28 protein-coding genes and 4 tRNA genes are annotated in these 26,154 nt (G+C 58.3%); 21 read left to right on the top strand and 11 right to left on the bottom strand.

Going from position 1 to position 26,154, the window contains the following annotated elements; genetic code table 11:
* Positions 1 to 1,836 (bottom strand): DNA helicase RecQ, encoded by a 1,836-nt coding sequence (gene recQ / locus LPW13_RS09055; RefSeq protein WP_230439104.1) that lies wholly within the window; start codon positions 1,834 to 1,836, stop codon positions 1 to 3.
* A gap of 193 nt (positions 1,837 to 2,029) precedes the next feature.
* Between recQ and LPW13_RS09050 the strand changes: the two genes are divergently transcribed.
* The gene (locus tag LPW13_RS09050) at positions 2,030 to 2,473 is read left to right on the top strand and encodes a hypothetical protein (RefSeq protein WP_230439103.1); all 444 of its coding nucleotides are present in this window, start codon (positions 2,030 to 2,032) and stop codon (positions 2,471 to 2,473) included.
* Positions 2,474 to 2,502: 29 nt separating this feature from the next.
* Here the strand turns inward: LPW13_RS09050 and LPW13_RS09045 are convergent, their stop codons facing one another.
* Positions 2,503 to 3,288: a glutaminyl-peptide cyclotransferase gene (locus LPW13_RS09045; protein WP_230439102.1), complete on the bottom strand. Its 786-nt coding sequence runs from the start codon at positions 3,286 to 3,288 to the stop codon at positions 2,503 to 2,505.
* A gap of 44 nt (positions 3,289 to 3,332) precedes the next feature.
* Here LPW13_RS09045 and LPW13_RS09040 point away from each other — a divergent pair, with 44 nt between their 5' ends.
* Complete coding sequence (locus LPW13_RS09040; protein WP_230439101.1) at positions 3,333 to 3,971, top strand: DUF502 domain-containing protein; 639 nt, start codon at positions 3,333 to 3,335, stop codon at positions 3,969 to 3,971.
* Between the two features lie 173 nt (positions 3,972 to 4,144).
* On the opposite strand, the gene mnmC is transcribed toward LPW13_RS09040, so the two are convergent.
* From mnmC to LPW13_RS09020, 4 genes are all read right to left on the bottom strand, one after another.
* Positions 4,145 to 6,184 carry a bifunctional tRNA (5-methylaminomethyl-2-thiouridine)(34)-methyltransferase MnmD/FAD-dependent 5-carboxymethylaminomethyl-2-thiouridine(34) oxidoreductase MnmC gene (mnmC, locus tag LPW13_RS09035; RefSeq protein WP_230439100.1) on the bottom strand — a complete coding sequence of 680 codons (2,040 nt, stop codon included), beginning with the start codon at positions 6,182 to 6,184 and terminating at the stop codon, positions 4,145 to 4,147.
* Entirely contained in the window at positions 6,177 to 6,728 is a 552-nt protein-coding gene (fldB, locus tag LPW13_RS09030) for a flavodoxin FldB (protein WP_230439099.1), read from the bottom strand. Before fldB ends, mnmC begins: the two co-directional genes overlap by 8 nt.
* A gap of 77 nt (positions 6,729 to 6,805) precedes the next feature.
* A complete protein-coding gene (gene trmL / locus LPW13_RS09025) occupies positions 6,806 to 7,270 on the bottom strand; it encodes a tRNA (uridine(34)/cytosine(34)/5-carboxymethylaminomethyluridine(34)-2'-O)-methyltransferase TrmL (protein WP_230439098.1) in 465 nt (154 codons plus the stop codon).
* A gap of 115 nt (positions 7,271 to 7,385) precedes the next feature.
* Complete coding sequence (locus tag LPW13_RS09020; protein WP_230439097.1) at positions 7,386 to 7,916, bottom strand: glycine cleavage system protein R; 531 nt, start codon at positions 7,914 to 7,916, stop codon at positions 7,386 to 7,388.
* 152 nt (positions 7,917 to 8,068) lie between these two features.
* On the opposite strand from LPW13_RS09020, the gene LPW13_RS09015 reads away from it, so the two are divergent.
* The 3 genes from LPW13_RS09015 to LPW13_RS09005 all read left to right on the top strand — a co-directional run bounded on the left by LPW13_RS09015 (position 8,069) and on the right by LPW13_RS09005 (position 10,026).
* Entirely contained in the window at positions 8,069 to 8,875 is an 807-nt protein-coding gene (locus LPW13_RS09015) for a class I SAM-dependent methyltransferase (protein ID WP_230439096.1), read from the top strand.
* A 252-nt stretch (positions 8,876 to 9,127) separates the two neighbouring features.
* On the top strand, positions 9,128 to 9,370 hold the full coding sequence (locus LPW13_RS09010; RefSeq protein ID WP_230439095.1) for a YheU family protein: 243 nt from the start codon (positions 9,128 to 9,130) through the stop codon (positions 9,368 to 9,370).
* Positions 9,370 to 10,026 (top strand): alpha/beta fold hydrolase, encoded by a 657-nt coding sequence (locus LPW13_RS09005; protein WP_230439094.1) that lies wholly within the window; start codon positions 9,370 to 9,372, stop codon positions 10,024 to 10,026. The genes LPW13_RS09010 and LPW13_RS09005 overlap by 1 nt, the downstream gene beginning before the upstream one ends.
* Here the strand turns inward: LPW13_RS09005 and LPW13_RS09000 are convergent.
* Positions 10,004 to 10,288 carry an antibiotic biosynthesis monooxygenase family protein gene (locus LPW13_RS09000; protein ID WP_230439093.1) on the bottom strand — a complete coding sequence of 95 codons (285 nt, stop codon included), beginning with the start codon at positions 10,286 to 10,288 and terminating at the stop codon, positions 10,004 to 10,006. The genes LPW13_RS09005 and LPW13_RS09000 overlap by 23 nt on opposite strands.
* A gap of 157 nt (positions 10,289 to 10,445) precedes the next feature.
* On the opposite strand from LPW13_RS09000, the gene tusA reads away from it, so the two are divergent.
* Entirely contained in the window at positions 10,446 to 10,700 is a 255-nt protein-coding gene (gene tusA, locus LPW13_RS08995; protein ID WP_230439092.1) for a sulfurtransferase TusA, read from the top strand.
* Positions 10,701 to 10,770: 70 nt separating this feature from the next.
* Here the strand turns inward: tusA and LPW13_RS08990 are convergent, their stop codons facing one another.
* Positions 10,771 to 11,457 (bottom strand): hypothetical protein, encoded by a 687-nt coding sequence (locus tag LPW13_RS08990; RefSeq protein ID WP_230439091.1) that lies wholly within the window; start codon positions 11,455 to 11,457, stop codon positions 10,771 to 10,773.
* Positions 11,458 to 12,020: 563 nt separating this feature from the next.
* Between LPW13_RS08990 and LPW13_RS08985 the strand changes: the two genes are divergently transcribed.
* Genes LPW13_RS08985 through LPW13_RS08965 form a run of 5 tightly spaced genes read left to right on the top strand, consistent with a single transcriptional unit; the run spans position 12,021 to position 16,864 of the window.
* Complete coding sequence (locus LPW13_RS08985) at positions 12,021 to 12,557, top strand: elongation factor P hydroxylase (protein ID WP_230439090.1); 537 nt, start codon at positions 12,021 to 12,023, stop codon at positions 12,555 to 12,557.
* Positions 12,554 to 13,525, top strand: coding sequence for a 5'-3' exonuclease (locus LPW13_RS08980; RefSeq protein ID WP_230439089.1), 972 nt, complete (start codon positions 12,554 to 12,556; stop codon positions 13,523 to 13,525). The genes LPW13_RS08985 and LPW13_RS08980 overlap by 4 nt, the downstream gene beginning before the upstream one ends.
* Positions 13,522 to 14,688, top strand: a complete 1,167-nt coding sequence (locus LPW13_RS08975; RefSeq protein WP_230439088.1) for a 4-phosphoerythronate dehydrogenase — start codon at positions 13,522 to 13,524, stop codon at positions 14,686 to 14,688. The genes LPW13_RS08980 and LPW13_RS08975 overlap by 4 nt, the downstream gene beginning before the upstream one ends.
* A complete protein-coding gene (locus tag LPW13_RS08970) occupies positions 14,679 to 15,869 on the top strand; it encodes an ATP-NAD kinase family protein (protein ID WP_230439087.1) in 1,191 nt (396 codons plus the stop codon). The genes LPW13_RS08975 and LPW13_RS08970 overlap by 10 nt, the downstream gene beginning before the upstream one ends.
* A 35-nt stretch (positions 15,870 to 15,904) precedes the next feature.
* Positions 15,905 to 16,864 (top strand): class I SAM-dependent methyltransferase, encoded by a 960-nt coding sequence (locus tag LPW13_RS08965; protein ID WP_230439086.1) that lies wholly within the window; start codon positions 15,905 to 15,907, stop codon positions 16,862 to 16,864.
* Positions 16,865 to 17,182: 318 nt separating this feature from the next.
* Here the strand turns inward: LPW13_RS08965 and LPW13_RS08960 are convergent, their stop codons facing one another.
* Positions 17,183 to 17,572, bottom strand: a complete 390-nt coding sequence (locus tag LPW13_RS08960) for a hypothetical protein (RefSeq protein WP_230439085.1) — start codon at positions 17,570 to 17,572, stop codon at positions 17,183 to 17,185.
* A 19-nt stretch (positions 17,573 to 17,591) separates the two neighbouring features.
* A complete protein-coding gene (locus LPW13_RS08955; RefSeq protein ID WP_230439084.1) occupies positions 17,592 to 18,806 on the bottom strand; it encodes a pyridoxal phosphate-dependent aminotransferase in 1,215 nt (404 codons plus the stop codon).
* Between the two features lie 257 nt (positions 18,807 to 19,063).
* Between LPW13_RS08955 and msrB the strand changes: the two genes are divergently transcribed.
* The 9 genes from msrB (at position 19,064) to queF (ending at position 23,600) form a co-directional block, all read left to right on the top strand.
* The gene (msrB, locus tag LPW13_RS08950) at positions 19,064 to 19,474 is read left to right on the top strand and encodes a peptide-methionine (R)-S-oxide reductase MsrB (RefSeq protein ID WP_230439083.1); all 411 of its coding nucleotides are present in this window, start codon (positions 19,064 to 19,066) and stop codon (positions 19,472 to 19,474) included.
* A 21-nt stretch (positions 19,475 to 19,495) separates the two neighbouring features.
* Positions 19,496 to 20,302 carry a DUF1499 domain-containing protein gene (locus LPW13_RS08945; RefSeq protein WP_230439082.1) on the top strand — a complete coding sequence of 269 codons (807 nt, stop codon included), beginning with the start codon at positions 19,496 to 19,498 and terminating at the stop codon, positions 20,300 to 20,302.
* Between the two features lie 187 nt (positions 20,303 to 20,489).
* Positions 20,490 to 20,565, top strand: a tRNA-Glu gene (locus LPW13_RS08940).
* Position 20,566: 1 nt separating this feature from the next.
* Positions 20,567 to 20,642, top strand: a tRNA-Gly gene (locus tag LPW13_RS08935).
* A 107-nt stretch (positions 20,643 to 20,749) separates the two neighbouring features.
* Positions 20,750 to 20,825, top strand: a tRNA-Glu gene (locus LPW13_RS08930).
* Positions 20,826 to 20,863: 38 nt separating this feature from the next.
* Positions 20,864 to 20,939 (top strand) — tRNA-Gly (locus LPW13_RS08925).
* Between the two features lie 95 nt (positions 20,940 to 21,034).
* A complete protein-coding gene (locus tag LPW13_RS08920) occupies positions 21,035 to 21,985 on the top strand; it encodes an ABC transporter ATP-binding protein (protein WP_230439081.1) in 951 nt (316 codons plus the stop codon).
* Positions 21,982 to 22,755, top strand: a complete 774-nt coding sequence (locus tag LPW13_RS08915; RefSeq protein ID WP_230439080.1) for an ABC transporter permease — start codon at positions 21,982 to 21,984, stop codon at positions 22,753 to 22,755. Before LPW13_RS08920 ends, LPW13_RS08915 begins: the two co-directional genes overlap by 4 nt.
* A gap of 14 nt (positions 22,756 to 22,769) precedes the next feature.
* Positions 22,770 to 23,600 carry an NADPH-dependent 7-cyano-7-deazaguanine reductase QueF gene (gene queF, locus LPW13_RS08910; RefSeq protein WP_230439079.1) on the top strand — a complete coding sequence of 277 codons (831 nt, stop codon included), beginning with the start codon at positions 22,770 to 22,772 and terminating at the stop codon, positions 23,598 to 23,600.
* An 89-nt stretch (positions 23,601 to 23,689) separates the two neighbouring features.
* On the opposite strand, the gene LPW13_RS08905 is transcribed toward queF, so the two are convergent.
* Positions 23,690 to 25,087 (bottom strand): adenylate/guanylate cyclase domain-containing protein, encoded by a 1,398-nt coding sequence (locus LPW13_RS08905; protein ID WP_230439078.1) that lies wholly within the window; start codon positions 25,085 to 25,087, stop codon positions 23,690 to 23,692.
* Between the two features lie 332 nt (positions 25,088 to 25,419).
* Between LPW13_RS08905 and LPW13_RS08900 the strand changes: the two genes are divergently transcribed.
* Complete coding sequence (locus tag LPW13_RS08900; protein WP_230439077.1) at positions 25,420 to 25,980, top strand: nitroreductase family protein; 561 nt, start codon at positions 25,420 to 25,422, stop codon at positions 25,978 to 25,980.
* Positions 25,981 to 26,154: the final 174 nt, after the last annotated feature.

Genomic DNA, 26,154 nt, shown 5'->3' with positions numbered 1-26,154 from the left:
TTAACCTGACTCGACGGGCGCACCGGCAAATTCCGCCAGCAGGCTGAGAAACGGTTCCCCGAAACGGGCCAGTTTGCTGTCGCCGATACCGGAAATGGCGAGCATCTCTGCTTCGTTGCGGGGGCGGGCGCTGAGCATTTCCCGCAGGGTGGCATCGTGAAATACTACGTAGGGCGGTACGCCGCGCTCTTCGGCCAGGGACTTGCGCAGGGCGCGAAGGGCTTCCCACAGGGACTGATCTTCCGGCGCGATTTCCACGGCGGCGCGGGGTTCGCTGTTGACGGGGGCCTTGCGAGTCGCTTTCGGCAGGGTCCGCAGCAGTACGGTTTCTTCCCCGCGCAGGACTGGCCGACATTGTTCGGTGAGCTGGATAGCGTTGAACGCTTCGCTGTTGACCTGCAGGAAACCACGCACCACCAGCTGGCGTACGATCGCGCGCCATTCGTTGGCACTCATGTCGCTGCCAATACCGTAGGTAGAGACTTGCTGGTGATTGAACTGGCGGATTTTCTCGGTATCGCCACCGCGCAATACATCGATTACATGGGAGGCGCCAAAGCGCTGCCCGGTGCGATAGATACAGGACAGCAGTTTGCGGGTGGCTTCGGTGGCGTCCCAGGTTTGCGGTGGTTCCAGACAGGTGTCGCAGTTGCCGCAGTCCTGCGCCAGTTCCTCGTCGAAGTAGCGCAGCAGGGCGCGGCGGCGGCAGCTGGTGATCTCGCACAGCCCGAGCATGGCATCCAGGCGCTGGCGCTCCTGGCGTTTGTGGGCCTCATTGCCCTCGGACTGTGCTGCCATCTGGCTCAGTTTCACTACGTCTTCCAGTCCGTACAGCAATAGTGCTGTAGCGGGCTCTCCGTCGCGGCCGGCGCGGCCGGTTTCCTGGTAATAGGCCTCGACACTTTTGGGGAGGTCGAGATGGGCGACAAAGCGCACATCCGGCTTATCGATGCCCATACCGAAAGCGATGGTGGCCACCACAATCACCCCTTCTTCGCGCAGGAAACGACGCTGGTGATCCGCGCGCATTTCCGAGCTCAGGCCGGCGTGGTAGGGCAGAGCATTGAACCCCTGTTGCTGCAGCCAGGCAGCGGTAGATTCCACCTTGCTGCGAGACAGGCAATAAATGACCCCAGCATGTCCCATGTGCTCCTGTTGCAGAAACTGCAGCAATTGACGCTTGGGATTGTTCTTGGGCGCAATGCGATAACAGATATTGGGGCGGTCAAAACTGCTGACAAAGTGACGTGCGCCGGTGAGATCCAGGCGGTTGGCAATCTCTCCCCGGGTGCGCTGGTCCGCGGTGGCGGTCAGGGCCACCCGCGGGACCGCCGGAAAGCGCTCGTGCAGGCAGGAGAGTTGCAGGTAGTCTGCGCGGAAATCGTGCCCCCACTGGGAGACACAGTGGGCTTCATCGATGGCGAACAGGGAGATCTGCGCTCGGCCCAGCAATTCCAGGGTGCGGGGCTGTAATAGCCGCTCGGGTGCCAGGTAGAGTAATTCGAGTTCGCCGTTTAATAGCTGTGATTCAATCTGCTGGGCCTCGTGGAAGGCCAGGGAAGAGTTCAGGAATGCGGCGGATACCCCCGCGGCCCGCAGCGCCTCTACCTGATCCTGCATCAGCGCGATCAGCGGCGAGATCACCACGCCACAGCCGGGGCGGGCGAGGGCGGGGATCTGGTAACACAGGGATTTCCCCCCGCCGGTGGGCATCAGAACCAGAGCATCCTGGCCTTCCACCAGTGTTTCGATAATGGCCCTCTGGTCACCGCGGAAATCGGTGTAGCCAAAGGTGTGCTCGAGGATGTATTCGGGGGCTTGGGGGGAAGTTGTCATGGGGTGGAGTATACCCGTGACACCACTGAGGATAGAACCGCACAAGCACAAGAAACGGATAGCGGCGAGAAACCGACCGGAAGAAGCAACGGACCATTTGCAGTGCGACTGCAGGCACGAGAAAATCTCGGGCGCCCTGCAAAAATCTGCTGTTGGGCTATAATCCCGGCACCGCAAACATAGGGATAACACTATGCGAGCAATGACAACGGCGTCATTCATGCTGATTATCGGTTTGACAGGATGTTCGACCGCTTCTCAAGACCAGACTCTCAATCCCCGCTACCTGGCGCAATCCGCCGTGGCCGATACTCACCTCGGTTGGCAGCCCGCGCCGGAAAACCAGTTGAAGTACTCTGTAGCCACCTCGACCGGTATCGCCCGAATGGAGATGCGTGAGCTTCCCCGGCACCTGCAGGCGGTGACTATCGAATTGCCCGGGATGCGCAATATTGAGGGCGTCCAGTGGCGCGCCAGTAATGGCGGAGATGAGATGCTGTTCGATGGTGCGAAAGGCGCGGACGGTGTGACGTTAGAGCCTCAGGACCGGGGATACCGGTTGCAGGTAAAGGGCTCTGCACTGGATACCATCCGCAGTGGCGGTCTACTGACTGTTATCGATTACTACCGCAACTGATACGTTACTGCGCTCAGGCCCCATCCCGCTTAAAAACCCACGCCTTCCGGCCGGATCAGGTAGAGTTTCGGCCAGTATTTTCCTGTCACCCAGAGACCGTTGCGGTGTTCGTCCCAGGCGATACCATTGGCAACTGCGTCTACAGTCCTTTTGCTTCCCAGGCTATCCCGTTGCAGTTTCTCCAGATTCAGGATGGCCTGTACTTTCCCGCTTTCGGGGTCGATGGCGATGATGTTTGGCTCCTGCCAGATGTTCGCCCAGATCAGCCCGTGCACATATTCCAGTTCGTTCAGTCGGCTCCAGCCCCCGGGGCCGCCAGTGACCTTGAGGCGCCGCTGGACGGAAAAATCCGCCGGATCGCGAAAGGTGAGGGTATTGCTGCCGTTACTCATGATCAGCTGCTCGCCATCGGTGGTGAGGCCCCAGCCCTCGCCGCGATAGGTGAGGGTCGCCTGCAGGGAGAAGTTCTTGCGGTTGTAGACTTGAAGCTCCCCGGCGCGGTAGGTGAGCAGGTAGAGCTGGTCGTCCAGAATTGCGAGCCCTTCCGCAAATCGGTTGCCTGCGAGCCACTTGCGCCTTACCGGATTACCCCCGGGGTCGGTATACTCCGCGAGCCATGAACGCCCATACAGACCACTGCTTTCATACCATCGGTCGCCGTCGTAATAGAGCCCTTGGGTAAAGTGGTCGGCGGGGCGGTCCTTGGTTTCCAGCAGTTGGTAGTCGAGTTCGACCGGCTGTGTTGCTGTTGGTTGTGCCTGTAGCAACGGTGTCAGCAGCAGCGCGACGAGGGCGGTGATCAAGGGTCTGTACATATTGGGTGTGCAGTGCATTTTCAATGATTCAGTAGCAGTATTTTATGACCAGAATAAAAACGTTTGTCACGCTTACTTTACTCGGTGGCCTGGCGGTGGTGCTGCCGATTGTGATTTTCTTTCTGCTGATTCAGTGGTTATTTGGTCAGGTGACGGATTTGCTGGCGCCGGCGGCGCACTGGATGCAGGACCATACGAATCTGAAGGATACCGTTGCGCAGCTGATCGTGATAGCGGCGATTCTGGGGTTGTGTTTTGTGATTGGTCTGTTGGTTAAGACGAGTGTGGGGCGCTGGATCCACCGTCATCTGGACCATTGGTTGGGTAAGTTGGCGCCGGGATACAATACGATCAAGGATCTGGTGTTGCAGTTTATTGGTGGTGGCGCTGGTGATGGGGTGTTGTCGGGGCCGGTGGCGCGGGCGCGGATTCACGGGGCGAGCAACCCTTTGTCTGTGACGGCGATTGTGACGTCGCGGCATGAGAATGGGGATTTTACGGTGTATGTGCCGACGGCGCCGGTGCCGACTTCGGGGTTTGTTTACCATTTGCCGGCGGACTGTGTGGAGATTCTGCCGGATGTGACGGTGGAGGCGGCGATGAAGTCTGTTGTGGCTTGTGGCTCCGGAAGTGCGCAGTTGTTTCGGCTTGAGTCTTCAGGTTCCTCGGTTACTGGTTCTTAATCTCTCTCGGGGGCGGCAAAGCACCGGGTGGGGATTTTCAGGACCGAGCTAGGCGCCCCCCTGTGAACCCATCCCTGGGCGCTGCGGCGCAAACATCCTGTTTGCGACGCTCCTGAAAATCCCCACCCGGTGCTCTGCCTTCGCTTCTGCCTGTCGTGCTTCGTCGTAGGTTGTCAGAAATTGAGCGGCCGGTCTTTTCCTAAAGCCCTTATTGCAAATCGCATCGGATGCAGTGCCCGCACCAGTTCTCCCTCTACCGGCATCACCTCTCCGCTGATCCATGAGGCCACCACTTCCGCCGCCAACGGCGCGTAGGTGAAGCCGCGCGACCCCAATCCTCCCAACACAAATAATCCCGGCTGGTAGTGGCAGCGTTGGGGAATCAGCTGTTTGCGATTTTTCCGTAGTGGGGCGTAGGTGTCGGCGAGAGAGTGCCAGTCTGCCACCGGGCCGGCCATGGGCAGGTAGTCGAGGGTGGCGGCGCGCAGGGCGGCGCGGGCGGTCATGGGGTTTTGAGCAAAATCTGCGGCGATGTCCGGTAGCAGTTTGCGGAGGGTGTCGAGGTTTTCCTGCTGTTCTTCGGCGCGGACTTCGGTGTCGGTCTGTTTGAGTTTGAAGGTGGCGCCGAAGCTGTGTTGCGGGTTGTGGTGATGACGGTGGGCGGGGGCGATGTAGCCTTCGCCGCACAGGGCGATCTTCAGCTTTCTGGAGCGGTCCGTTGCCTGGGCGAAGCTGACCTGGCCGCGAATCGGCTGCAGCGGCAATGGCTTGGTACGCGCGAAGTCTCTGATGCCGTTGGCGGTGCAGAGGGCGAGGACGTCCGCGTGGAAGGTTTCACGGTGCCTGCTCAATTGCCAGTGGTTTTCCCGATGCTCGATGCTTTCGATGCGCTGACTGCTGTGCAGGGTGATGCTGGGGTGTTCCAGTAATGTGCTGCACACGTTGCGGGGTTCGAGCCAGCCGGCGTTTGGGAGGTACAGCCCGGGGACATCGAGGGGGACGCCGCTCAGGTCGGTGGCTTCTTGTGCGGAGACTGGGCGTACCAGTGTGTCGGCGTCCCATCCGCGCAGGGTGTCTGCGATCTGTTGTTGCAGGCCTTGCTCTTTTTCGCTCTGGGCCAGTTGCAGCAGGCCGTCGAAGTGCACGGCATCGGGGCACTGGCACAGGTAGTAGCGCAGGGCGAACTGCAGCGCCTGTAAGTTGAAGTCGCCATTGGGGCCAGGCTTGGGAGAGAGCTTGGCGTAGAGAATGCCCTGGTCATTGCCGGATGCGCCGCTGCCGGGGCCTGCTCCCTGTTCGAACACGGCGACCTTCAAGCCGCGTTCTGCCAGCGCTCTGGCGAGCGTGGCGCCCGCGATACCGGCGCCGATGATGGCGACAGTGCAGGGCTGTCCGCGCGTGGGGGCATCCGGTAGATGCCAGGGGGTTTGCGTGTATTGTTGCCCGGCGCTTGCTTGCGGATCGGCACTGGCAAGCTGGCCTCGCAGCATTTCCCGCTTATGGCCGAACCCGGGGACTTTCTCGATTTCGAACCCAACGCCTTTGAGCCCGCGTTTGACGATGCCCGCGCAGGTAAATGTGGCGAAGGTGGCGTTGTCTGCGCTCAACCGGGCAATGGCCGAGAACAGTTCCGGGCGCCACATGTCGGGGTTCTTGGAGGGCGCGAAGCCATCCAGGAACCAGGCATCGATCATCGCGTCCCGCTGCGGGTCTTCTGTCTGTAATTGGGTGAAGGCGTCGCTGGCCTCGCCGATGGAGAGGGTGAGTTGCACGCGGCCACCGTCAAATTTGAGACGGTGTACGCCCGGGGTCAGTAGTGGCGGATACTGCTCGATCAGTTGTTCACTGAATGTGGCGAGCTCCGGCCACAGGGCCAGGGCGCGTTCGAGATCTTTGCGGTGCAGGGGGTACTTTTCCACGCTGACAAAATGCAGGCGCGGGGCGCCCGGTGCCAGGCGTTGCCATTGCTGCCAGGTGGCCAGAAAGTTGAGCCCGGTGCCGAAGCCGGTCTCGCCGATGCTGAAAATGTCACTGCCCGTCAGTGCTGCCCAGCGTTCCGGGAGCCGGTTCTGGGTGATGAACACGTAACGGGTTTCCTCCAGGCCGGAGGCGGTGGAGAAGTAGATATCGTCAAACGCGGTGGACACCGGCTGGCCATCTTCGCGCCAGTCGAGCGCAGCGTGGGATGGTACCGGTGGCGTGGGATCAGCCATCGTTGGGTCTGCTCTCTGAACCGGCTTGCAGGCCGAATTCTCGCATGACCTGGGCGCACCACTGATCGAGGCGTGCGTCGCTAAGGTCGAACTCGTTTTCCTCGTCCAGGGCGAGGCCGACAAACTGGTTGCCGTCGGCGGTGAGCCCCTTGGACTCCTCGAATTCGTAGCCGTCGACGGGCCAGTAACCGACAGCCTTGGCACCGAGGGCGACCACTTGGGCGTGCAGGTAGCCGAGGGCATCCTGATACCACTGGGGGTAGCCTTCCTGATCGCCGAGGCCGTAGCAGGCGACGGTTTTGCCGCTCAGATTGAGCAGGGTCAGCTGATCCCAGCAATTCTCCCAGTCCTCCTGCAGTTCGCCGTAATCCCAGGTGGGAATGCCGAGGATCAGGAAGTCATATTCTTCCATCTGATCGATATCATCGTCGGCGACATTGTGCAGGTCGACCCAGTTTTCCCCGAGTCGGTCGCGGATCTTTTCCGCCGCCATTTCGGTGTAACAGGTGCTGGATCCGTAAAAAAGTCCGATGGGTGCGCGCATAACTCGGTAGTGTTCTGGTTTGTGGGCGGCACAGCATTTGGTGCCTTCAGTTACTTGGGTGCTCTTATCCGCTCGGGTCAGAGTGCGTTTTCATACCCCAGCTGCCGCCAGGCCTCATAGATGACAATCGCCGCAGCATTGGAGAGGTTGATGCTGCGGCTGTTGGCGCACATGGGGATACGCAGGGTGTTCTCCGAGCCGGTCATGGCCAGGAAGTCTGCCGGCAGGCCGCGGGTCTCGGGACCGAATACGATGGCGTCGTCGCGTTGGAATTCAATCTCCGAATGCGGCCGGGAACCCTTGGTGGAGAGGGCCAGAACCCGTGTGGGGCGCTCGGTGTCCACAAATGCTTGCCAGTCCCGGTGGCGTACCACGCGGCTGTACTCGGCATAGTCGAGCCCGGCGCGGCGCAGCCGTTTGTCATCCATGGTGAAGCCCAGGGGCTCGATCAAGTGCAGCTCGGCACCAGTATTGGCGCAGAGTCGGATGATATTGCCGGTGTTGGGGGCAATTTCCGGTTGATACAGGACTATTTTGAACATCGCGTGTGTACTGACGCCGGTCGCTCGAGGTGAAGGCCCGAAAGGGCATCACGTACAGTATGACCGGTTGTTGAGTGTGAAACAGCCCGGGGAACCGGGCTGTGAGTGGCGGGGATTATAGCGCGGCAGAGATGTCTTCGCAGTCGATCTCGACTCCGAGTTCGTCGGCGATTTCGTCCAGTTCGTCGTGCAGGCCGTCGATACTCACGTCTTCAGCGACGCTGATGGTGCATTCTGCGGTAAACAGAGGTTCTCCACTCCAGGGGGTACTGCCGTAGCGGGTATCGAGGCTTTCCATGTTGATCTTGCGGGCAGCCAGGGCGCGGGAGATTTCCTTGACGATGCCGGGGCGGTCGTTACCCATCAGCTTCAGTTGCAGGGCCTGGCGATTGTCGGCGGTGACTGCGAGCGCATTTTCAATCTGTAGTTTGAAGTCGTCGCCGGCCAGGTTCTGGAGCGCGTCTTTCAGTTTGTCACTTTCCTCGGCGGCGACACTGACTCGCAGGATACCGGCGAACTTGCCGGCAAAGTGCGCCATGCGGCTATCTTCCCAGTTGCCACCGTTCTCGGCGACGGCGGCGGAGAGCATCTCCACGACGCCGGGTTTGTCGTCGCTGATGATGGAGATGACGTAATGCTGTTGCATGGGGCTTCCTTATCACTGTTGATACACTGAGCTGAATTGTAGCCAGTCAGTCCGCAAGTGGGCAAAAACAGTCTTTACAGGGCACGGCCTGCAGTGTTGAATCATCACTGGATGGAGAAGAAACCGATCAATAATCAATAAACGGAGTGATTATGAAGCTTGCACACTGGTTGGCGGGTATGGCCTGCGCGGTCTCTCTTTGTGGCGCGGCCCACTCGGCGGCGCTGGAGAAGGCGGTTGAGGGAGAGCATCGCACGCCGAAATATGTGGCGCGGGATGAATATCGACACCCGGTAGAGACACTTGAGTTTTTCCAGGTGAAACCGGACATGACCGTGGTGGAGGTCTGGCCGGGCGGCGGTTGGTACAGTGAGATTCTGGCGCCGATGCTGAAGGATGAAGGTACCTTCTACGCGGCGCATTTCCCGAAAGAGACTGACGTCGGTTACTTCAAGAAGTATCGCGGTGTGTATGAGGAAAAGCTGGCGAGCGATAAGGCAACTTACGGGGCGGTGAAGCTGACGGAATTTGCGCCCGGTGGTGACAGTGAGATTGCGCCGGAAGGTTCTGCGGATGCGGTACTGACGTTCCGTAATGTGCACAATTGGATGGGCGGCGATAATGAAGAAGCGGCGTTCAAGACGTTCTACAAGGCGTTGAAGCCGGGCGGCATCCTGGGGGTTGTAGAGCACCGGGCGAAGCCGGGTACGAGTCGCGATCAGATGAAGAAAAGCGGCTATATGCCTCAGGATTATGTGATCGAGCTGGCGGAAAAAGCGGGCTTTGAGCTGGAGGCGTCCAGTGAGATCAATGCGAACCCGAAGGATACTGCGGATCATCCGAAAGGTGTCTGGACGCTGCCGCCGTCTCTGCGTCTTGGCGATGAAGATAAGGAGAAGTATCTGGCGATTGGCGAGAGCGACCGTATGACGCTGCGGTTCCGAAAGCCGAAAAGCTGATCTTCACCAGGTTTGAGCGTTAGAGTGCCTCGGATTGTTCCGGGGCATTTTTGGTTTGGTGGTCTTTTCATGGTTGGGTGGCGGTCAAGCACTGGGTGTTTGTTTTCGAAACCGCTGTGAATACATCCCTGTACGCTGCGGCGGCGACATCCCTGTCGCCGACGCTTTCGAAAACAAACCCCCAGCACTTGCCCTGCAACCTGACCTGTATTGCACTTATCACCAGAAGATTGCAAAGAAGTAGAGATATTAATGATCATTCCCCACAAACAAATAGACGCCGAAACCCTGCAAAACCTGCTGGAAGAATACGCGACCCGTGACGGTACCGATTACGGGGAGCGGGAGGTGAGTCTGGAAGACAAGGTGGCAAACCTGCGCCGCCAGCTGGAGAGTAAGCAGGTGGTGATCTGGTTTGAGCCGGGGGAGGAGTCGGTGAATCTGGTGCTGGCGGAAGACGTGCCGAAAGATCTGCCGGGCGGCGGGAGCTTCTGATGTCGGAGCGCACAGAATGGCTCGTCGACAGGCCGGAAACGGCGCCCGAACATTGGTATCTGTTTGCCCACGGTGCGGGTGCGCCGATGGATAGTGATTTTATGCAGGCGCTGGCGGCGTTGCTGGTGGCCCGTGGTGTGGGGGTGGTTCGGTTTGAGTTTCCGTATATGGTAGAGCGCCGCGAATCCGGTAAACGCCGGCCGCCCAACAAGATGGATGTGTTGCTGGATTGTTTCCGCGCGCAGGTTGATCGAGTCCATGACGAGCTGGGTCCGAAGGCTTTGTTTGTGGGCGGGAAGTCGATGGGGGGCAGGGTTGCCAGTATGCTGGCCCAGGAGGCTTTTGAAGCGGGGAGGGTGGCCGGGGCGGTGTGTCTCGGGTATCCATTCCATCCGCAGGGTAAGCCGGAGAAGTTGCGCACCGGGCATCTGGAGCATATCACCTGCCCAACACTGATCGTGCAGGGCACACGGGATGCGCTGGGAAATCGGGACGAGGTTGAAGGGTATCCGTTGTCAGACGCGGTGCGGTGTCATTGGCTGGAAGACGGCGATCACGATTTCAAGCCGCGTCGTGCCAGTGGCTTCACGCAGTCGCAGCACTGGCAGAGCGCGGCGGAGCTGGCGGCTCGGTTTATGTGCGCTCGAGAAATGTAATTCGCTCTTCGTGGGCCAGCAGGGGCGCCAGCTGTCTCATCTGCTCGCGGCGCTCATCGCTGTTGTACCACTGCTGCCAGTGAAAGACGGAACGCCATTTGGACAGGGTGAAACGACGGCGGGAGTTGTCCAGTTCGTTATAGGTGTGGCCATCCACAAAGCCGGTGGTGTGGTAGGCGTTGGCCAGCAGCCGGCGGGCGGCCTCTTCGTAGGTGGACTCCAGGTCCTCGGCAATTTCCCGTTCGATCAGTACGTATATCATGGCTGTGCATCCCTGAATTCAGCGAATAGCTGCAACATGTCTGGTGAAACCGATAACGGCAGTTTAGTCTTTTTCGCCGCCATCAGTCGAGCCGCCCGGGATGCACCGGTCATCATCTACAGGTGACGGCGCGGGTAGAATACCGGACAATACGCTTATGAAGTCAGATCAAACCCCCTCAGTTTCAGATCACATCCTCGATGCCCGCGGCCTGCTGTGCCCGGAGCCCGTTATGATGCTCCATGCCGCGGTGCGCAAAGTCGCCGATGGCGAAGTGCTGCAGGTGTTTGCCACAGACCCGTCCACGCAGCGCGACATTCCAAAATTTTGCCAGTTTCTCGGTTACGAGCTGATACAGCATGCCGAGGAGAATGATGAGTTTATTTATTGGATCAAAAAAGCGGACGTTTGATTCGTGCCCCTGGATTAACAAGGGCGACCCCTGGTCGCCCTTGTTGCATTTGGAATATGAGGGAAGTTGTTCAGGGCGAAGTGACAAGCGCCGCGATCGCAGCCAGGGCCTCGGGGTCCTCGGATTTGATCTTGTTGGCGATGTGGTGTTGGAAGAAGTAACGGAAACACTCGGCCTCCTGCGCAGGGTAAAGGCAATCATCCCCCGGCAGCACCGGTGTTGTTTCCACACTGTTGTGATCAATCAGCATGCCGTGAATTTCACCGCTGGCAAACAAGCGCCAGCTTACGACTTCAGTGAGCGTCAGGTTTTCCTTATCCAGGTCCATAAACACCGCATGGGTACCGATGGTATCCGGAATCTCCTGAACAACCTCATCCGCCTGATTGTTTTCATACTCGAAGTATTCCGCCGCAGTCTCCAGCTCGACGATCTTGTGGATGGGAGGCTCGTGGAAAATCTCCTCGATGCCTGAATCGTAGTAACCTTCGAACCGACCATCCAATGGATCCTTGATGTCCGGGCAGGCCACAATGGAGTTTAACCAGGGCACCAGACCTACCACATCACCATTGGCACGAAGCCCCCAGCAAAGGATTTTCAGGCTGTAAAGGTCAGATCCACTGGAATTGTTGGAGTAGAGCATTTCCAAGCCATCCAGCTCCGGAGACAAACGGATAAACCGCAGATTCTCTGAAGTTTCGATAGGCTTGCCGGTGAAGAGGTCAACCACGTTGCTGTTACTGTGGTCGGTCATAGAGCACCTCCTTGCAGGGCCGGTAGTTGGGCGGGAAGGTCTTAGACTTATCAGGTACTTCCGGGGAAGGGGCTGAACGCGAGTACTGCACGCGCGCAGATCCAGACTCCAGGAGCGCCTATGCCCCCCTTGGGAAGCCGGTACCGCAACCGAAGACTGCCGCTAACAGAACACCTGAAGCGGAAGCTGGTTTCCGGTATCCCTACTCTCAAAGGTATATGCTGATCCGATGAAATACAACCGGAGAAGCCGACTATTCACTGCGGATCGCGCATGGTTGGTGCCCCACAGCGGTCATCTCCACGGCGGACGCACCGGAAGTGCCCCGATTTTGTAACAGTTTCCGGGAACTGCACCGAAATGGTGGGCTTGAACGCCCGGCACCCCCTGCTATAGTCCGCCCCAATCAAATTGTCTGCCAGTGGTCTGTATTGATCCCCGATCGATTGTGTGTTCCAGAAGAGATTGTGAGTGTTGCTGTGAATGTCCCCGTTGTCGCCCCTCAGCCGAGGCAGGAACCCGCTGCCGGATCGCGCTCGGGCGAGTCCACGGCTGAGCAGAAGATGGCTGAATTGATAGTCACGGTGTTTGATGCCTGCTTCAGCGACCCGCGTACACTGAATACCCGCCTGCAAGGCGGCGCGGAGGAGCCGTATTACCGGCCAGCGGTGGAGGTTGGCGCCTGTCATCGGGTGGAATTTACCCGGGATTATCCCGCCAGTGCGCTCCACGAGGCCGCCCACTGGTGTGTGGCGGGTGCTGCGCGCAGGCAGCTGCCGGATTACGGCTACTGGTATGCCCCGGATGGTCGCAGTGCCGAGCAGCAGGCAGAGTTCGAGCGGGTGGAAATCAAGCCCCAGGCGCTGGAATGGATCTTCTCCCAAGCCTGTGGCCTCAAATTTCGCGTCAGCGCGGACAACCTCGATGCCGGCCTCGGCCCCAGTGAAAGCTTCAAGCGCAATATCTGGTCTCAGGTTCGGCATTACTGCAGCCAAGGGGTGAATCCGCGCGCAGAGCGGTTTGCGCATGCCCTGGCGCAGGCTACCGGTCGGCCCGATCCGCTGCGCCCGGAGCTGTACCTGTTGGAGTCACTGTCTTGAGTACCGCTGACAATGGCGGTGCGACGTATCTGGTGGACGCTTCGGTCTATATCTTCCGCTACTACTTCGCTCTGCCGCCCAATTGGGAAAGCCGCTCCGGCTACAGCACCGAGGCCGTATACGGTTTCACCAACTTCCTGCTCGATCTCCTGGCCCGGAAGCCGCTGCGTATTGCCTGCGCGTTTGATGAGTCGCTCGGAAGCTGTTTTCGCAACGACCTCTATCCGGATTACAAGTGCAGTCGTGCCCTGCCGGACGAGGCGCTCGCCTATCAGTTGGCCGCGTGTCGGGAAATGGCAGAAGCGCTGGGTATCGCCAGTTTTGCCAGCGAACGATTTGAGGCAGACGATATTCTCGCGACACTCACCGGACTGTGTGCCACACAACAGCCGGCGATTGCACCAGTGGTGATTACCCGGGATAAAGACCTGGGGCAGTTGCTGGATCGGGGCGCGCAGAGCCTGTGGGACTTTGCCGCCGACCAGTATCTGGACCGCGCGGTGATCGAAGCGAAGTTTGGCGTGCGCCCGGCACAGATTGCCGATTTCCTCGCCCTGGTGGGCGATAGCATTGACGATATACCCGGTGTGCCGGGGATCGGAGCCAAGACCGCATCGCGCTTGCTGGCAGAGTTTGCGGATACGGAATTGCTGATTGCCAATGCGACAGAGATAGCAACACTGAAAATACGCGGTGCCAGAAGTATTGCTGCGAAAATTGCCGACCATGCCGATCAGATCCGGCTTGCGCGGCAACTGGCGCAGTTGGAATATCGGGTGCCGTTGAATGTCGAGCCGGATGATCTGCGGTGGCAGGCTGCTGATATTGAACATGCTGTGGCGCTTGCGGACGAATACGGGCTGGGTCGACTACAAAGTAAAATTCGTCGAACGCTACCGAATCTGGGGCAGCGGCTGGAAGACGGTCAATCGACGCCCGAAGAAAACACTTTTCTCGAGAACCCATGATGGATCAAGCACCGCGCGATGCGGCATACAGCAGTAAGCCGTTGAATATTGTCGCCGACGAAAACATTCCCGGCCTGGAAGACTGGTTCGGCGATCTGGGCAATATTACCCGCTTGCCCGGCCGCACCATGACCCGTGAACAGTTGCGGGATGCCGATGTGTTGCTGGTGCGCTCGGTAACACCGGTGAATGAAAACCTGCTGCGCGATACGCCAGTGCGCTTTGTCGGTAGCTGTACCATCGGGACCGATCACCTCGATACGGTATGGCTGGAGCAGCGGGGCGTTGCCTGGAGTGCTGCGCCCGGCTGCAACGCAAATTCCGTAGTGGAGTATGTCTTCTGCGCTCTGGCCGCGCTGGATATTGACTGGCGCGATAGAACCTTCGGGATAGTGGGTTGTGGCAATGTGGGTGGATTGTTGCAAACACGGCTGCACCAGCTGGGACTTTCCGTTGTCGTGTATGACCCCTGGTTGCCGGATAACCCCGATGCGGCAACGCTGGAGACGGTGTTGAAACAACAGATTGTGTGCCTGCATGCACCGCTGGTAAAAGCGGAACCGCACCCCAGCCTGCACATGCTGGACACCGCGATGCTGGACAAGCTCGCAGATGATGCGGTGCTGATCAGCGCCGGCCGCGGCGCAGTGATCGATAACAATGCATTGCTGGCGCGTTTGCAGAGAAATCCTGCATTTACCGCGGTACTCGATGTGTGGGAAAACGAGCCGGATATCAATCTCTCTTTGCTGGAGCAGGTGGATCTCGCCAGCCCTCATATCGCCGGCTACAGCCACGACGGCAAGCTGGCGGGTACCCGTATGATTCGCGAGGCCTTGGATCGCTCACCGGGGCTTCGGCCCGTCTCAGCGTCGCATAAAGATCCGGCCTCTGAAACAAAAGTGATTAGCACGGAACAATCCGGCTTTGCCGCAATCCGGGATCTGCTGCTGCAGATGTACAACCCGAGAGACGATGATCGACGCCTGCGCGCCGCCGCTGATGCGCACAAGCAGGGGGGTCTTCCGATGGCAGAAGCATTCGACCTGTTGAGAAAGCAGTATCCGAAACGACTGGAGTTCTCCCATTTTCGTGCTTCCACTTCACAACTGGACAAATCGACGCGGCAGCAACTGACAGCACTGGGGCTTCAATGCAGCTGAAAAAACTCGGACTGATCATCAATCCCTGGGCGGGTATTGGCGGCCCGGCGGGGCTCAAAGGCAGCGACGGCAGCGATACCGTAGAGCAGGCGCTGGCAGCGGGCATCGAACCCCGGTCCCACAAGCGGGTGGCGGTGGCGCTGACCGCCCTGAAACCGTTTGCGGAACAGTTGCAGATTCTGACCTTCGCCGGCGATATGGGCGAGTACCTTGCGCGCGAGCTCGGGTTCACCGTTACTGTGGTTGGGAAAGCCGCCGGTACACGCTCTTCCCCGGAAGATAGCGAACAGGCTGCGCAGGCCATCCGGGCCGCGGGGGCAGATCTGATTGTGTTTGGCGGCGGCGATGGCACCGCACGCAATATGGTCAACGCCCTGGGGGATGCGTTTCCGGTACTGGGCATTCCTGCCGGGGTAAAAATGCATTCCGCCTGCTTCGCCATTTCCCCTAAGGCGGGCGGGCAGGTTTTAACACGCCTGATGTCCGGTGAGCTGGTGGATCTGCACCAGCGGGAAGTGCGCGATATCGATGAGAAGTCCTTTCGCGAGGGGCGGGTCAGCACACGATATTACGGCGAGCTGCTGGTGCCGGAAGAGGGGCATTTCCTGCAGGCAGTCAAAAATGCCGGGCGCGAAGTGGAAGCGCTGGCAGTGGCAGATATCGCGGCGGATATCATTGAGGAAATGGCCGAGCTGGACCCGGAAACGCTCTACGTCTTCGGCCCCGGCTCTACCACCCTGGCGGTGCTGGAGGAGTTGGGCGCAGAGGGTACTTTGCTCGGCGTCGATCTCTGGCGTGGCGATAAGCTGCTGGCAAAAGACGTCAATGCGCTACAGGTACAGCAGGCCATTGAAGACCATCGCAGCCAGAATAAAGAGGCACCGGTAAAAATTATCCTGACTGCCATCGGTGGCCAGGGCCACCTGATCGGTCGTGGCAATCAGCAGCTTTCTCCAAAGGTCCTGCAGCTGGTGGGTCGCGATCATCTGCTGGTCGTGGCGACCAAAACCAAAATTACCGAACTGGGTGGGCGACCGCTACTGATTGATAGCGGTGATGCCGAACTGGACGAGCGCTGGAGTGGCTTTATCCGTGTGGTCACCGGTTACCGCGACGAGATCCTGTATCCGCTGTCCGGGGATGGCAGTGGCGAATTCAGCGAAGAGACGGGTGGAGTGTAGTTCCCTCCGTCAGTGTTTTCTCCCCGCAAATATAAGTGAGTACTACATTGAATTGGGATCCCCTGTTGCAGGTTGTGTCCAGCAAGCTGGAAGTCTGTTTGCCGGAGTCACCGGCAGATAGTCGTCGATTATTCCACGGTCGCGGATATTGCTACCCCGGATTTGAGCGGGTTTGCATCGACAGTTATCAGCCCGTGATTCTGGTGACGCTGTTCGAGGAATATGAGAAGGAGGCGGCGTTGGTGGCCGAGCTCTGGCGGCTGGCGGCGCCGCAGGGGTATACCGGTATTGCGGTACAGCGCCGTTACCAGAAACGTGCCCCGATTGAATGGGAGGCGGGTGAGCTGCTGGAGGCACCGATGGCGCAGCGCGGAGGCCTCAGGTTTCCGCTCACCTTTGATCGACAGAATGTAGGCTTTTTTCTCGATATTGAGCCCGGACGCCAGTGGCTGGAGCAGCAGGTGTGGGATAAAACAGGGCAGCTCGAAAGCCTCAAACTATTAAACCTGTTTGCGTTTACCTGTGCCTTTTCTGTAGTGGCCAGAGCGGCGGGTGAGCTTGAGATTCTCAACATTGATCTGAATAAAGGGGTGTTGAAACGGGGGCAGATCAATCACCAGCTCAATCAGCTTTCCACCAAAGGCATCCGGTTTCAGGCCAGGGACGCGCTGCGGGATTTCAAGCGTTATGACCGCAGTGGTCCTTTTCAGCTGGCAGTCGTCGATCCTCCGACTCGCCAGAAAGGCGCGTTTGATGTGGACGAAAACTACGCGAGGCTGCTGGAAAAATTGCCCGCTTGTCTCGCCGATGAGGCGGACCTGTTGCTCGTACTGAACTCACCGGCACACAGCGAAGCCGAGTTCCGGGCGCTGATCCACAACGCCCACCCGGGGTATGCGGTGGTGGAGCGGTTACCGCAGAACCCGGATTTCCCGGATAAAGACCCGGATGCCGCTCTGAAAATGCTGTATGTGCGGTTTTCTCGAGAATTGTAGGTGGCTTTGGCCAAGTCTGGTGGCGGCAAAGCACCGGGTATCTGTTTTCAGAACCGCTGTGAATACGTCCATGTACGCTGCGTCGGCGACGTCCCTGTCGCCGACGCTTCTGAAAACAGATACCCGGCACTTTGCCTTCGATTCGGCATCTAGTGGTCCATGCGGAAAATTCTGTAACCGATCACTTCGCCACAGGCTCCAGGGCGACGCTGAAAAAGCTTGAATTAACGCTGCTAGTCCTGCGCTTTTTCAGCGCCACCCTGGAGCCAGTGGCTGTGTGCTTTAGTTACCGAATTTTCCGCATGGACCACTAGTGTTCTAGCTTTTCCCCATCAACTCCACCATCAGTGCCTCAAGTTGCGGTGAGGATCCGTTCCGAACCGCTTCATTCAACCTTTCCGCATTGCTCAGGCCATTTTCGTTTTTGGTCACCAGCAACAGGAAACTGTGGTGGGTCAGGGAAGCCTCTTCCACCGCTTCCTGGCGCACCAGTTGCGCGAAATTGATGTAGCCACATTCCTTCAGCCAGGTCATGGCACCCAGGCAGGCGAGGTGGCGGGGGGAGTGGAGGCCGAATTCGTCCGGGGTGTCCGGCCCGGCAATGTCTTCTACGTAGATGGTCGCGGGGGCGGGAAACTGCAGATACAGCGCCAGCAGAATCCGCCCGGCATCGCGGTAAAAATCGTGAATATGTAAATCGTCGAGCATAGAAATTGCTATTCAGCGGTTACAGAGTATAGCGCTCTAGAAAATTACCCAAACGATCGATCGCGTGGGTGAGATCGTCAACGCGAGGCAGGAATACGATACGCAGGTGATCCGGCGTATCCCAGTGGAAGGCACTGCCCTGTACCAGCAGGATTTTCTCTTGACGTAAAAAGTCCAGCACGAACTTTTCGTCATTGTCGATCTTGTAGTGATCCAGGTGAATACGCGGGAACAGGTAGATGGCGCCCTGTGGTTTCACGCAGCTCACGCCGGGAATATCGTTCAGCATTTTCCAGGCCAGGTCTCGCTGGTCTCGCAGGCGGCCTCCAGGGAGCACCAGGTCCTGGATGCTCTGGTATCCGCCGAGGGCCGTCTGTACCGCGAACATGGCCGGTACATTGCCGCACAGACGCATCGAAGAAAGAATTTCCATCCCCTCGATAAACCCTTTGGCCCGATGCTTGGCGCCGCTCACGATCATCCAGCCGGAGCGGAAGCCCGCGAGACGGTAGGACTTGGAGAGGCCGTTGAAGCTCAGGCAGAGCACGTCTTCGGCCAGGGTGGCCATGGGGGTGAATGCGGCGTCGTCATACAGGATCTTGCTGTAGATCTCGTCGGCAAAAATCACCAGGTTGTGCTGCCGCGCCACTTCTACAATCTGTTCCAGTAGCGCTTTGGGATAGACCGCGCCGGTGGGATTGTTCGGGTTGATCACTACAATGCCGCGCGTGCGGGGCGTGATCTTGGATTTGATGTCTTCGATATCCGGCAGCCAGTCCGCCTGTTCGTCGCAGCGGTAGAGTACCGGCGTGGCCCCCGTGAGGTTGGTGGCCGCCATCCATAGGGGGTAATTCGGCATCGGCAACAGCATTTCATCGCCGTCGTTGAGCAGTGCCTGAGTGGACATGGAGATCAGTTCAGAAACCCCATTGCCGAGGTAGATATCGTCGATCTCAACACCGGGGACGCCCAGGGTCTGGCTTTCCTGCATGATCGCTTTGCGCGCTGCGAACAGCCCCTTGGATTCCACGTAGCCCTGGGCCTGGGAGAGGTTGTAGATCACGTCCTGGAGGATTTCATCGGGGGCGTCGAAGCCGAAAGGGGCGGGATTGCCAATGTTCAGCTTCATGATCCGGTGGCCTTCATCTTCCAGGCGGGATGCCTGTTCCATCACCGGGCCGCGGATTTCGTAACAGACACCGTGGAGTTTTTCCGACTTTTGAATATCCTTCATCGTTGTGTTCTTTCTACTGGGTCTTTGACAGACAGACTTCTGGGCAGATTCTCTCAACGGTCCTCGCAGCCGGGGCGTGAATCGAGCTGCGGGTTACGGTCAGTTGTGGAATCGGGTTAGTCACCGGGCGTATTTCACTTGAAAACGGTCCAGTGGAATGTGGCACCATGGGTTAATGCAGGTGCTGCCCCAAAGCGTTTTGCCGGGCCGGGTAATGCCGCAGTTACTGACTTTTCAGGCGAAAAAGGAGCCACAGTATGGCAAAAGAAAAAGATGATAACTACTGGCGCGAGCGCTTGTCTCCAGAGGAGTTTCACGTTTGCCGAGAGGCCGGGACCGAGCGTCCATTTAGCGGTGAGTACTGGGACACATTCGAAGATGGTAAGTACCGCTGCCGCTGTTGCGGTGAGGTACTGTTTGCTTCCGAATCCAAGTTCGATGCCGGGTGCGGCTGGCCAAGCTTTGATGCAGCAGCCGAGCAGGGCGTGGTGGCAGAGCGGGAGGACAGCAGTCTGGGGATGCAGCGTACGGAAATCGTCTGCGCCAACTGCGGTTGTCATCTCGGTCACGTTTTCCCCGATGGTCCCACCGCCACCGGGCTGCGCTATTGTGTAAATTCCCTCTCGGTAAAACTAGACCCGGAAAACGACGGAGAGGGGGCCGACTAGTCAGACTCCGGAGGGTGACTCATGCTCCGTTCAGGGCGACCGCGGCATTGGAGCCGCTGGCTGTACCGCATTCAATGGCTGCTGCTGATTATCATCGGCCTGGTGATTGTGGCGGTAAGACTGCATTTGCTGGGGCTGAAGCCTGCCTACGCGCTGTTCCAGGCCGCGGGGCTGGCGGCCATTGGTGTGGCGCTGGCTTCCATGCTGGTGTTCTTGTGGGGGCTGGTGAAACGACACAGTGAGGCGCGCACGGCCGCGCTGTGGGCCATGGTGCTGGGACTGATCCCGGTGGCGGTGCCACTGTTTACGGTAGGGCAGCAGAATCTCAGCGCGCCGGCGATCTACGATATCTCCACCGACCTGGAGAGCCCACCTGAGTACGACCTGGTACTTTCTCTGCGCAGGGAGGGGGACCACAGTCCGGCGTATCCCGGTGCCACCACGGCCCGTGTGCAGCGGTCTACCCCGGCCTATAAGGACATTCAACCCCTGATCCTCCCCGTTCCTCCAGGCAAGGTAATGGCGCACGCAGAAGCGGTAGCCAGAGAGCTTGGCTGGCGTGTAATCGCGGTGCAGGTGGGGAAGGGGAAGCTGGAAGCGGTGGATCGGACTCCGATTCTGGGTATTTCGGAAGACATTGTGGTGCGCGTGCGCCCACTGGACAGCAAAAGTGAGCTCGGGAAAGGGCAAGCTCAATCTGTCTCGATACAGTCCCGAGTGGATATGCGTTCGGCGTCCCGAAGCGGAGAGGGGGACTTGGGCAGTAACGCACAAAGAATCCGCACATTTTTAGGAAAGCTCAGGGAACGCGTAGAGTTGGCGCAGTAATCCCCAGTCACTGGCGACCACCAGTTTTTGGGTGGTCTCGGTAAGTGACTGTATGGAAAGGAAAAATTTGTAAAAAAGTTTTCATCGAAGTGTTGACAGCCCCCCGGCCCGTCCATAGAATGCGCACCACTTCTGAGGCACTACTGACTTACACAGCAAGTCAGCAGCCGCCAAAAGAAGATTCTGGGTCCCCATCGTCTAGAGGCCTAGGACACCGCCCTTTCACGGCGGTAACAGGGGTTCGACTCCCCTTGGGGATGCCACGCGGGAATAGCTCAGTTGGTAGAGCGCAACCTTGCCAAGGTTGAGGTCGCCGGTTCGAACCCGGTTTCCCGCTCCAATTTTTGTTCACCGGCTTTTGCGGGTGGGCAGGTAAGCAGGAGAGTGATCGCAAGATTATTTTCAGGTTTACCAAACTCAATCTCTTTGAGGTTGAGAATGTTCTAAGTCCCCATCGTCTAGAGGCCTAGGACACCGCCCTTTCACGGCGGTAACAGGGGTTCGACTCCCCTTGGGGATGCCAATGCTGTAAGGTTGCGATAGCAGCCTTCTCACAGGATTGCGGGAATAGCTCAGTTGGTAGAGCGCAACCTTGCCAAGGTTGAGGTCGCCGGTTCGAACCCGGTTTCCCGCTCCAATACAAAAGCCGCTCTTTGAGCGGCTTTTTTTTCGTCGGTTGAAATCTACCGGCCAACGGCGTTGAATAGCGCCTTCATTCTCCAGGAGGCCCCAATGACTGCTGCGCTCTCCATCAAAAATCTGCAGAAAACCTACGATAACGGCTTCCGTGCACTGAAGGGCATCAGCTTTGACGTGCAGCCGGGCGATTTTTTTGCGTTGCTCGGCCCAAACGGCGCCGGCAAATCCACCACTATCGGTATCCTCTGCTCCCTGGTGCGTAAAACCGGCGGTGAAGTGTCGATCTTTGGTATCGATATCGACAAAGACTTCCCGGGTGCCAAACAGATGCTGGGCGTGGTGCCGCAGGAATTCAATTTCAGCCAGTTTGAAAAAGTGTATGACATTGTCTGCACTCAGGGTGGCTTTTACGGCATGCCGCGCAAGCTGGCCGAAGAACGCACGGAAAAATACCTGCGCAAATTGGGGCTGTGGGACAAGCGCAACTCTCAAGCGCGGATGCTTTCCGGCGGGATGAAGCGACGGCTGATGATTGCCCGTGCACTGATTCACGAGCCGCGTCTGTTGATCCTGGACGAGCCCACCGCTGGTGTGGACATCGAGCTGCGTCGATCCATGTGGGAGTTCCTGCAGGAGATCAATGCGCGCGGTACCACCATTATTCTCACGACCCACTATCTCGAAGAAGCCGAGAGCCTGTGCCGCAATATCGCCATCATCGACAGGGGCGATATTATCGAGAACACCTCGATCAAGTCGCTGATCAAGACCCTCAGTAAAGAAGTCTTTATTCTCGATACCCGTGACCCCCTCGAAAGTACGCCGGACTTCGGCGAATTTGATGGGCGACTGGTGGATGATCACAGCCTGGAAGTCACCGTGGAGAAGGGGCAGTCCCTGAGCGATCTGTTTACCAGCCTGAGTGCGCAGAACATTGCTGTCACCAGCATGCGTAACCGCGCCAACCGGCTGGAAGAGCTGTTTGTGTCGCTGCTGGCGGAAAACAAACAGGACGCGAATGAAGACCCGGAGGTGCAATCGTGAATCCACAAGCTGTCTGGACGTCGTTTTCCACTATTTTCCGCCGCGAGGTTCGCCGCTTCACCCGTATCTGGCCGCAAACCCTGGTACCGCCGGTGATCACCATGTCGCTGTACTTTGTGATCTTCGGCTCCTTGATCGGCAGTCGCATTGGTGAGATGGGCGGCTACTCCTATATGGAGTTTGTGGTGCCCGGCCTGATCATGATGGCGGTGATCACCAACTCCTATTCCAATGTGGTGTCGTCTTTTTATAGTGCCAAGTTCCAGCGCAGCGTCGAGGAATTGTTGGTCTCGCCGACGCCCAACTGGATCGTGATGGCGGGTTACGTGCTCGGTGGTGTTGCGCGCGGGCTGATCGTCGGCTTTGTGGTGACGATCATCGCGCTCATCTTTACCTCACTGGAAGTACAGCACATCGGCCTCACGGTAGTGATCGTGTTCCTGACTTCGGTACTGTTCGCACTGGCGGGCTTTATCAATGCGATCTTTGCCAACAGCTTTGATGATATTTCCATCATACCCACGTTTGTGCTCACGCCGCTGACCTATCTGGGCGGGGTGTTTTACTCCATCGATCTGCTGTCGCCGTTCTGGCAGGGGTTATCCAAGCTCAACCCGGTGCTCTATATGGTAAACGCGTTCCGTTATGGCGTGCTGGGCGTTTCCGATATCAATGTGGGGTGGGCATTTGCCGGTGTGCTGGTATTTATTGCGCTGCTTTCCGCCTGGGGGTTGCACCTGATGACCCACGGTAAGCGCTTGCGTCACTGAGGAGTTTTGAACCTATGAGTCGAGAAGACTGGCAGGATCTGCCCCTGGGGCAGGAGACTGATTACGAGTCCCGCTATAACCCGCAGCTGCTGCATCCGATCCCGCGCGCGGTATCCCGCGCGCAGTTGCAGTTGGAAGGCGATGCTCTGCCATTTACCGGCGCGGATGAATGGTGGGGCTTTGAGCTCTCTTGGCTGAACAAAAAGGGGCTTCCGCAAGTGGCAGTGGCGCGCTTTCGTTTCGCCGCCCTGAGTCCGTTCATGATCGAGTCCAAGTCGTTCAAGCTCTATTTGAACTCTTTCAATCAGAGTGAGTTCACTTCTGCCGACGCCGTCTGTGAGACCCTGCAGCAGGATTTATCCAAAGCTGCCGGCAGTGATGTGGCGGTGAACCTGTTTGCCGTGGATGACCCGGCATTGGACGTGGTCGGTCCGGCGGGGTTCTGCATTGATCAGCTGGATATCGAAACCCGCCAATATCAGCCAGACAGTAGCCTGCTCAAACTGGCGGAGCCGGGCGCGCAGGTTCAAGAGACACTGTACAGCCATCTGCTGCGCAGTAACTGCCCGGTAACCGGCCAGCCGGACTGGGCCACGGTGTCCATCGAATACGCCGGCCCCGCGCTGGATCGTGCCGGTCTGCTGGCTTATATCGTTTCCTTTCGGGAGCATCAGGATTTTCACGAGCACTGCGTGGAGCGCATGTTCTGCGATCTGCAAAAGCTGGCGGCGTTTGAGAGCCTGACGGTATGCGCGCGTTATACGCGGCGCGGCGGGCTGGATATCAACCCGTTGCGTACCTCCAGAGGGGAGATAGTTTTTCCCGGGCGTTTTGCCAGGCAATAGGTTGGTGTCACTGCCAGAGGCTTTGGCTGTGTGCTTTAGTTACCAAATTTCCGCATGGACCACTAGGAAGCGGGTTGTCAGGCAGGGGTTTAGATGATGACTTTGCTCTTCAGGCTCGCTGCCGCTTTTTGCAGTGACTGCAAGACCTTTTCCTTGTCGTAATTGCGAATCTTGTCCAAATCCAGGTGCATGGCGAACCCTGGTGCATGCTCTTCCAGGTAGCTCTGCTGACCACCGAGGTTTTTGCGTAGATCGGTCACGGAGTAAACCTTCACCGGTGTGCTGAACCCTTTCACGGTTACATGGCCTTTATCGCGGCACATTACCGTCTGTTTGATCATTGCCCAGGTTTCGTGGCTGATCAGAACCTCGCCGGGTTCTGCGGCACTTTCCAGTCGGGCTGCCAGGTTCACGTGGGTACCCATGACCGTATAGGTCTGGTGATCCGCGGTACCGAATACGCCTACGGTACAGTAGCCGGTATTGATGCCCATGCGAATCTGCAGGGGGTGTGAGATGCCCTGGTCGTACCATTCCTGCTTCATCTCCCGCACCCGTTTGCGCATCGCCAGTGCCATGGCCACACAGCGCAGGGCGTCCGATTTTGGGCCCTTGCTCTGGTCGTCCCCGAACACCACCATGACCGCATCGCCAATAAACTTGTCGATGGTGCCGCCGTAGTGGGCCACGATGCGCGACATCTCTGTCAGGTAGCTGTTGAGCAGGCGGGTGAGGGTTTCTGCCTCCATCTCCTCGGTGAGCTGGCTGAAATCCTTGATGTCTGAAAAGAATACCGTAAGCAGCTTGCGCTCGGTGACAATCTCTTTTTCCCTGCCGGTCGTTACCGCACGCCACAGGCGCTTGGGCAGGTAGCGGGAAAGCTTGTAGCTGGCCAGGTTGGCGAGTCGCTGGTCATTTTGCAGGCTGGTGTTTTCCGACTTCAGCCGTGCGATCTGCTTGTGGGTGTAAAAGGCGTAGGCACAGAAGTAAGTGAATACCCCGATCAGGCTCGCGGCGCTGATGTTGAGGTCCGCGTTCACCACCAGGGCGGGGCGGTGCAGCAGATAGCCGATGCCGACGCCCATCAGCATGGCTGTGTTGTGCTCAAGCCAACAGCGTCCGCCGCCCTGGGTCAGGGCATTGAACTGCACCATGGTCAGGAACAGCAGGCAGGGCAGTAGGCTGAAGTTGGCCATCGCCATGGCCATACCGATCAGCAGGGCATCGGTAAAGGGCAGCCAGCGACGAATCTGTTTTTCGTTTTCCGGTACGCTCCGGCGGGTAATCTGGTAGGCGAGGGGGATATAGGCGAGCAGGATCAGCACCATCCCGAATTGCAGCAGGGTGTCCTGCGTCATCAGCGACGACCAACTGATGACATTCAGCAGGGTGCCCGCTGCGGCAAAGCAGATCAGGGCGCGGAAATAGAATGGGTAGCGAGTGTCGATTTTATATCCGCTTTTTTCTTCTTCTGATTGGTGCTGCATGGATTGAACGGGTATCCGAACTCGGTTTCAGAACTGGGAATGCCGGAGTTTTACCGCCGGGCACATCAAAAACTTTCGGCAAAGCCTTCGTGAGACTTGATAAACGCGGCATACATCACGGACAGGCGGAAAGTTTACCCTCCCGCGCAGGGGAAATCGACGTTATATCGGGACGAATGTCTAAATTTCCGCGAATAATGTAGTACGAAAGTGCAGGTTGAAACCTCGTCTGCTCCTCCGCCACTGGGGTAGAATCTGCAACCGAACCTCCGGCTGGTCACAAAAAGTAAGCCGTAAGAGGGTAAGACCGACTAATCAATGGAGAGAAGTAGATGGAAGCCCTGGCCGCACTGCACAACCGGGTATCCGTAGGCCTGCTGACTGATCCAGCGCCTGATGCCAGTCAGCGAGAACAAATCTTCCGTGCCGCTCTGCGCGCCGCTGATCATGGAAACCTGCGGCCCTGGCGGTTCCTGGTGGTGGAAGGGGAGGCCCGCAACCGCCTGGGCGAACTCTACCGGCGCGCCAGCGAAGCCGAAGCACCCCTCTCGGAAGCGCAGCGCGAACGCACCCTCAATATGCCCCTGCGTGCGCCGCTGGTCATTGTTGCCATCACATGCCTGCAGGAACATCCCAAGGTGCCGTTCAACGAGCAGCGCATGTCCACTGCCGGAGCCGTCCAGGCCATGCTGACAGCCGCCTTTGCAGAAGGTGTCGGCGCCTACTGGCGCACCGGCGCTCTGGCAGAAAACCGGGAAGTCGCCCGCGGTCTGGGTCTTGCGGAAAACGAAGAGATCAGCGGTTTCATCTATATGGGCACCCCCCAGAAAGCCCCCAAAGCCGCACCGGCGCTGGCGGTGGAGGACTTCTTCCGCGACTGGACCGGCGAATAGACAGCCTGTTTCGGCATCGGTGGCGCACTTTTTCGCTGAATGCACTTGCGTCCCCGATCTGCTTTGTGTAAAGTGCGCGCTCTCTGATCGGGGGCGCTATGTCACTGATTAGCAAGGCAAAAAAAGCCAACGAGCCCGCAGGCGTGCGGACGGTAAGCTCGAAAAACATACCGT

The organism is Microbulbifer celer, from assembly GCF_020991125.1.
Taxonomy (GTDB): domain Bacteria; phylum Pseudomonadota; class Gammaproteobacteria; order Pseudomonadales; family Cellvibrionaceae; genus Microbulbifer; species Microbulbifer celer.
Note: the sequence above shows the minus strand (reverse complement) of the source record. Positions and strands in the feature narration are given on the sequence as shown.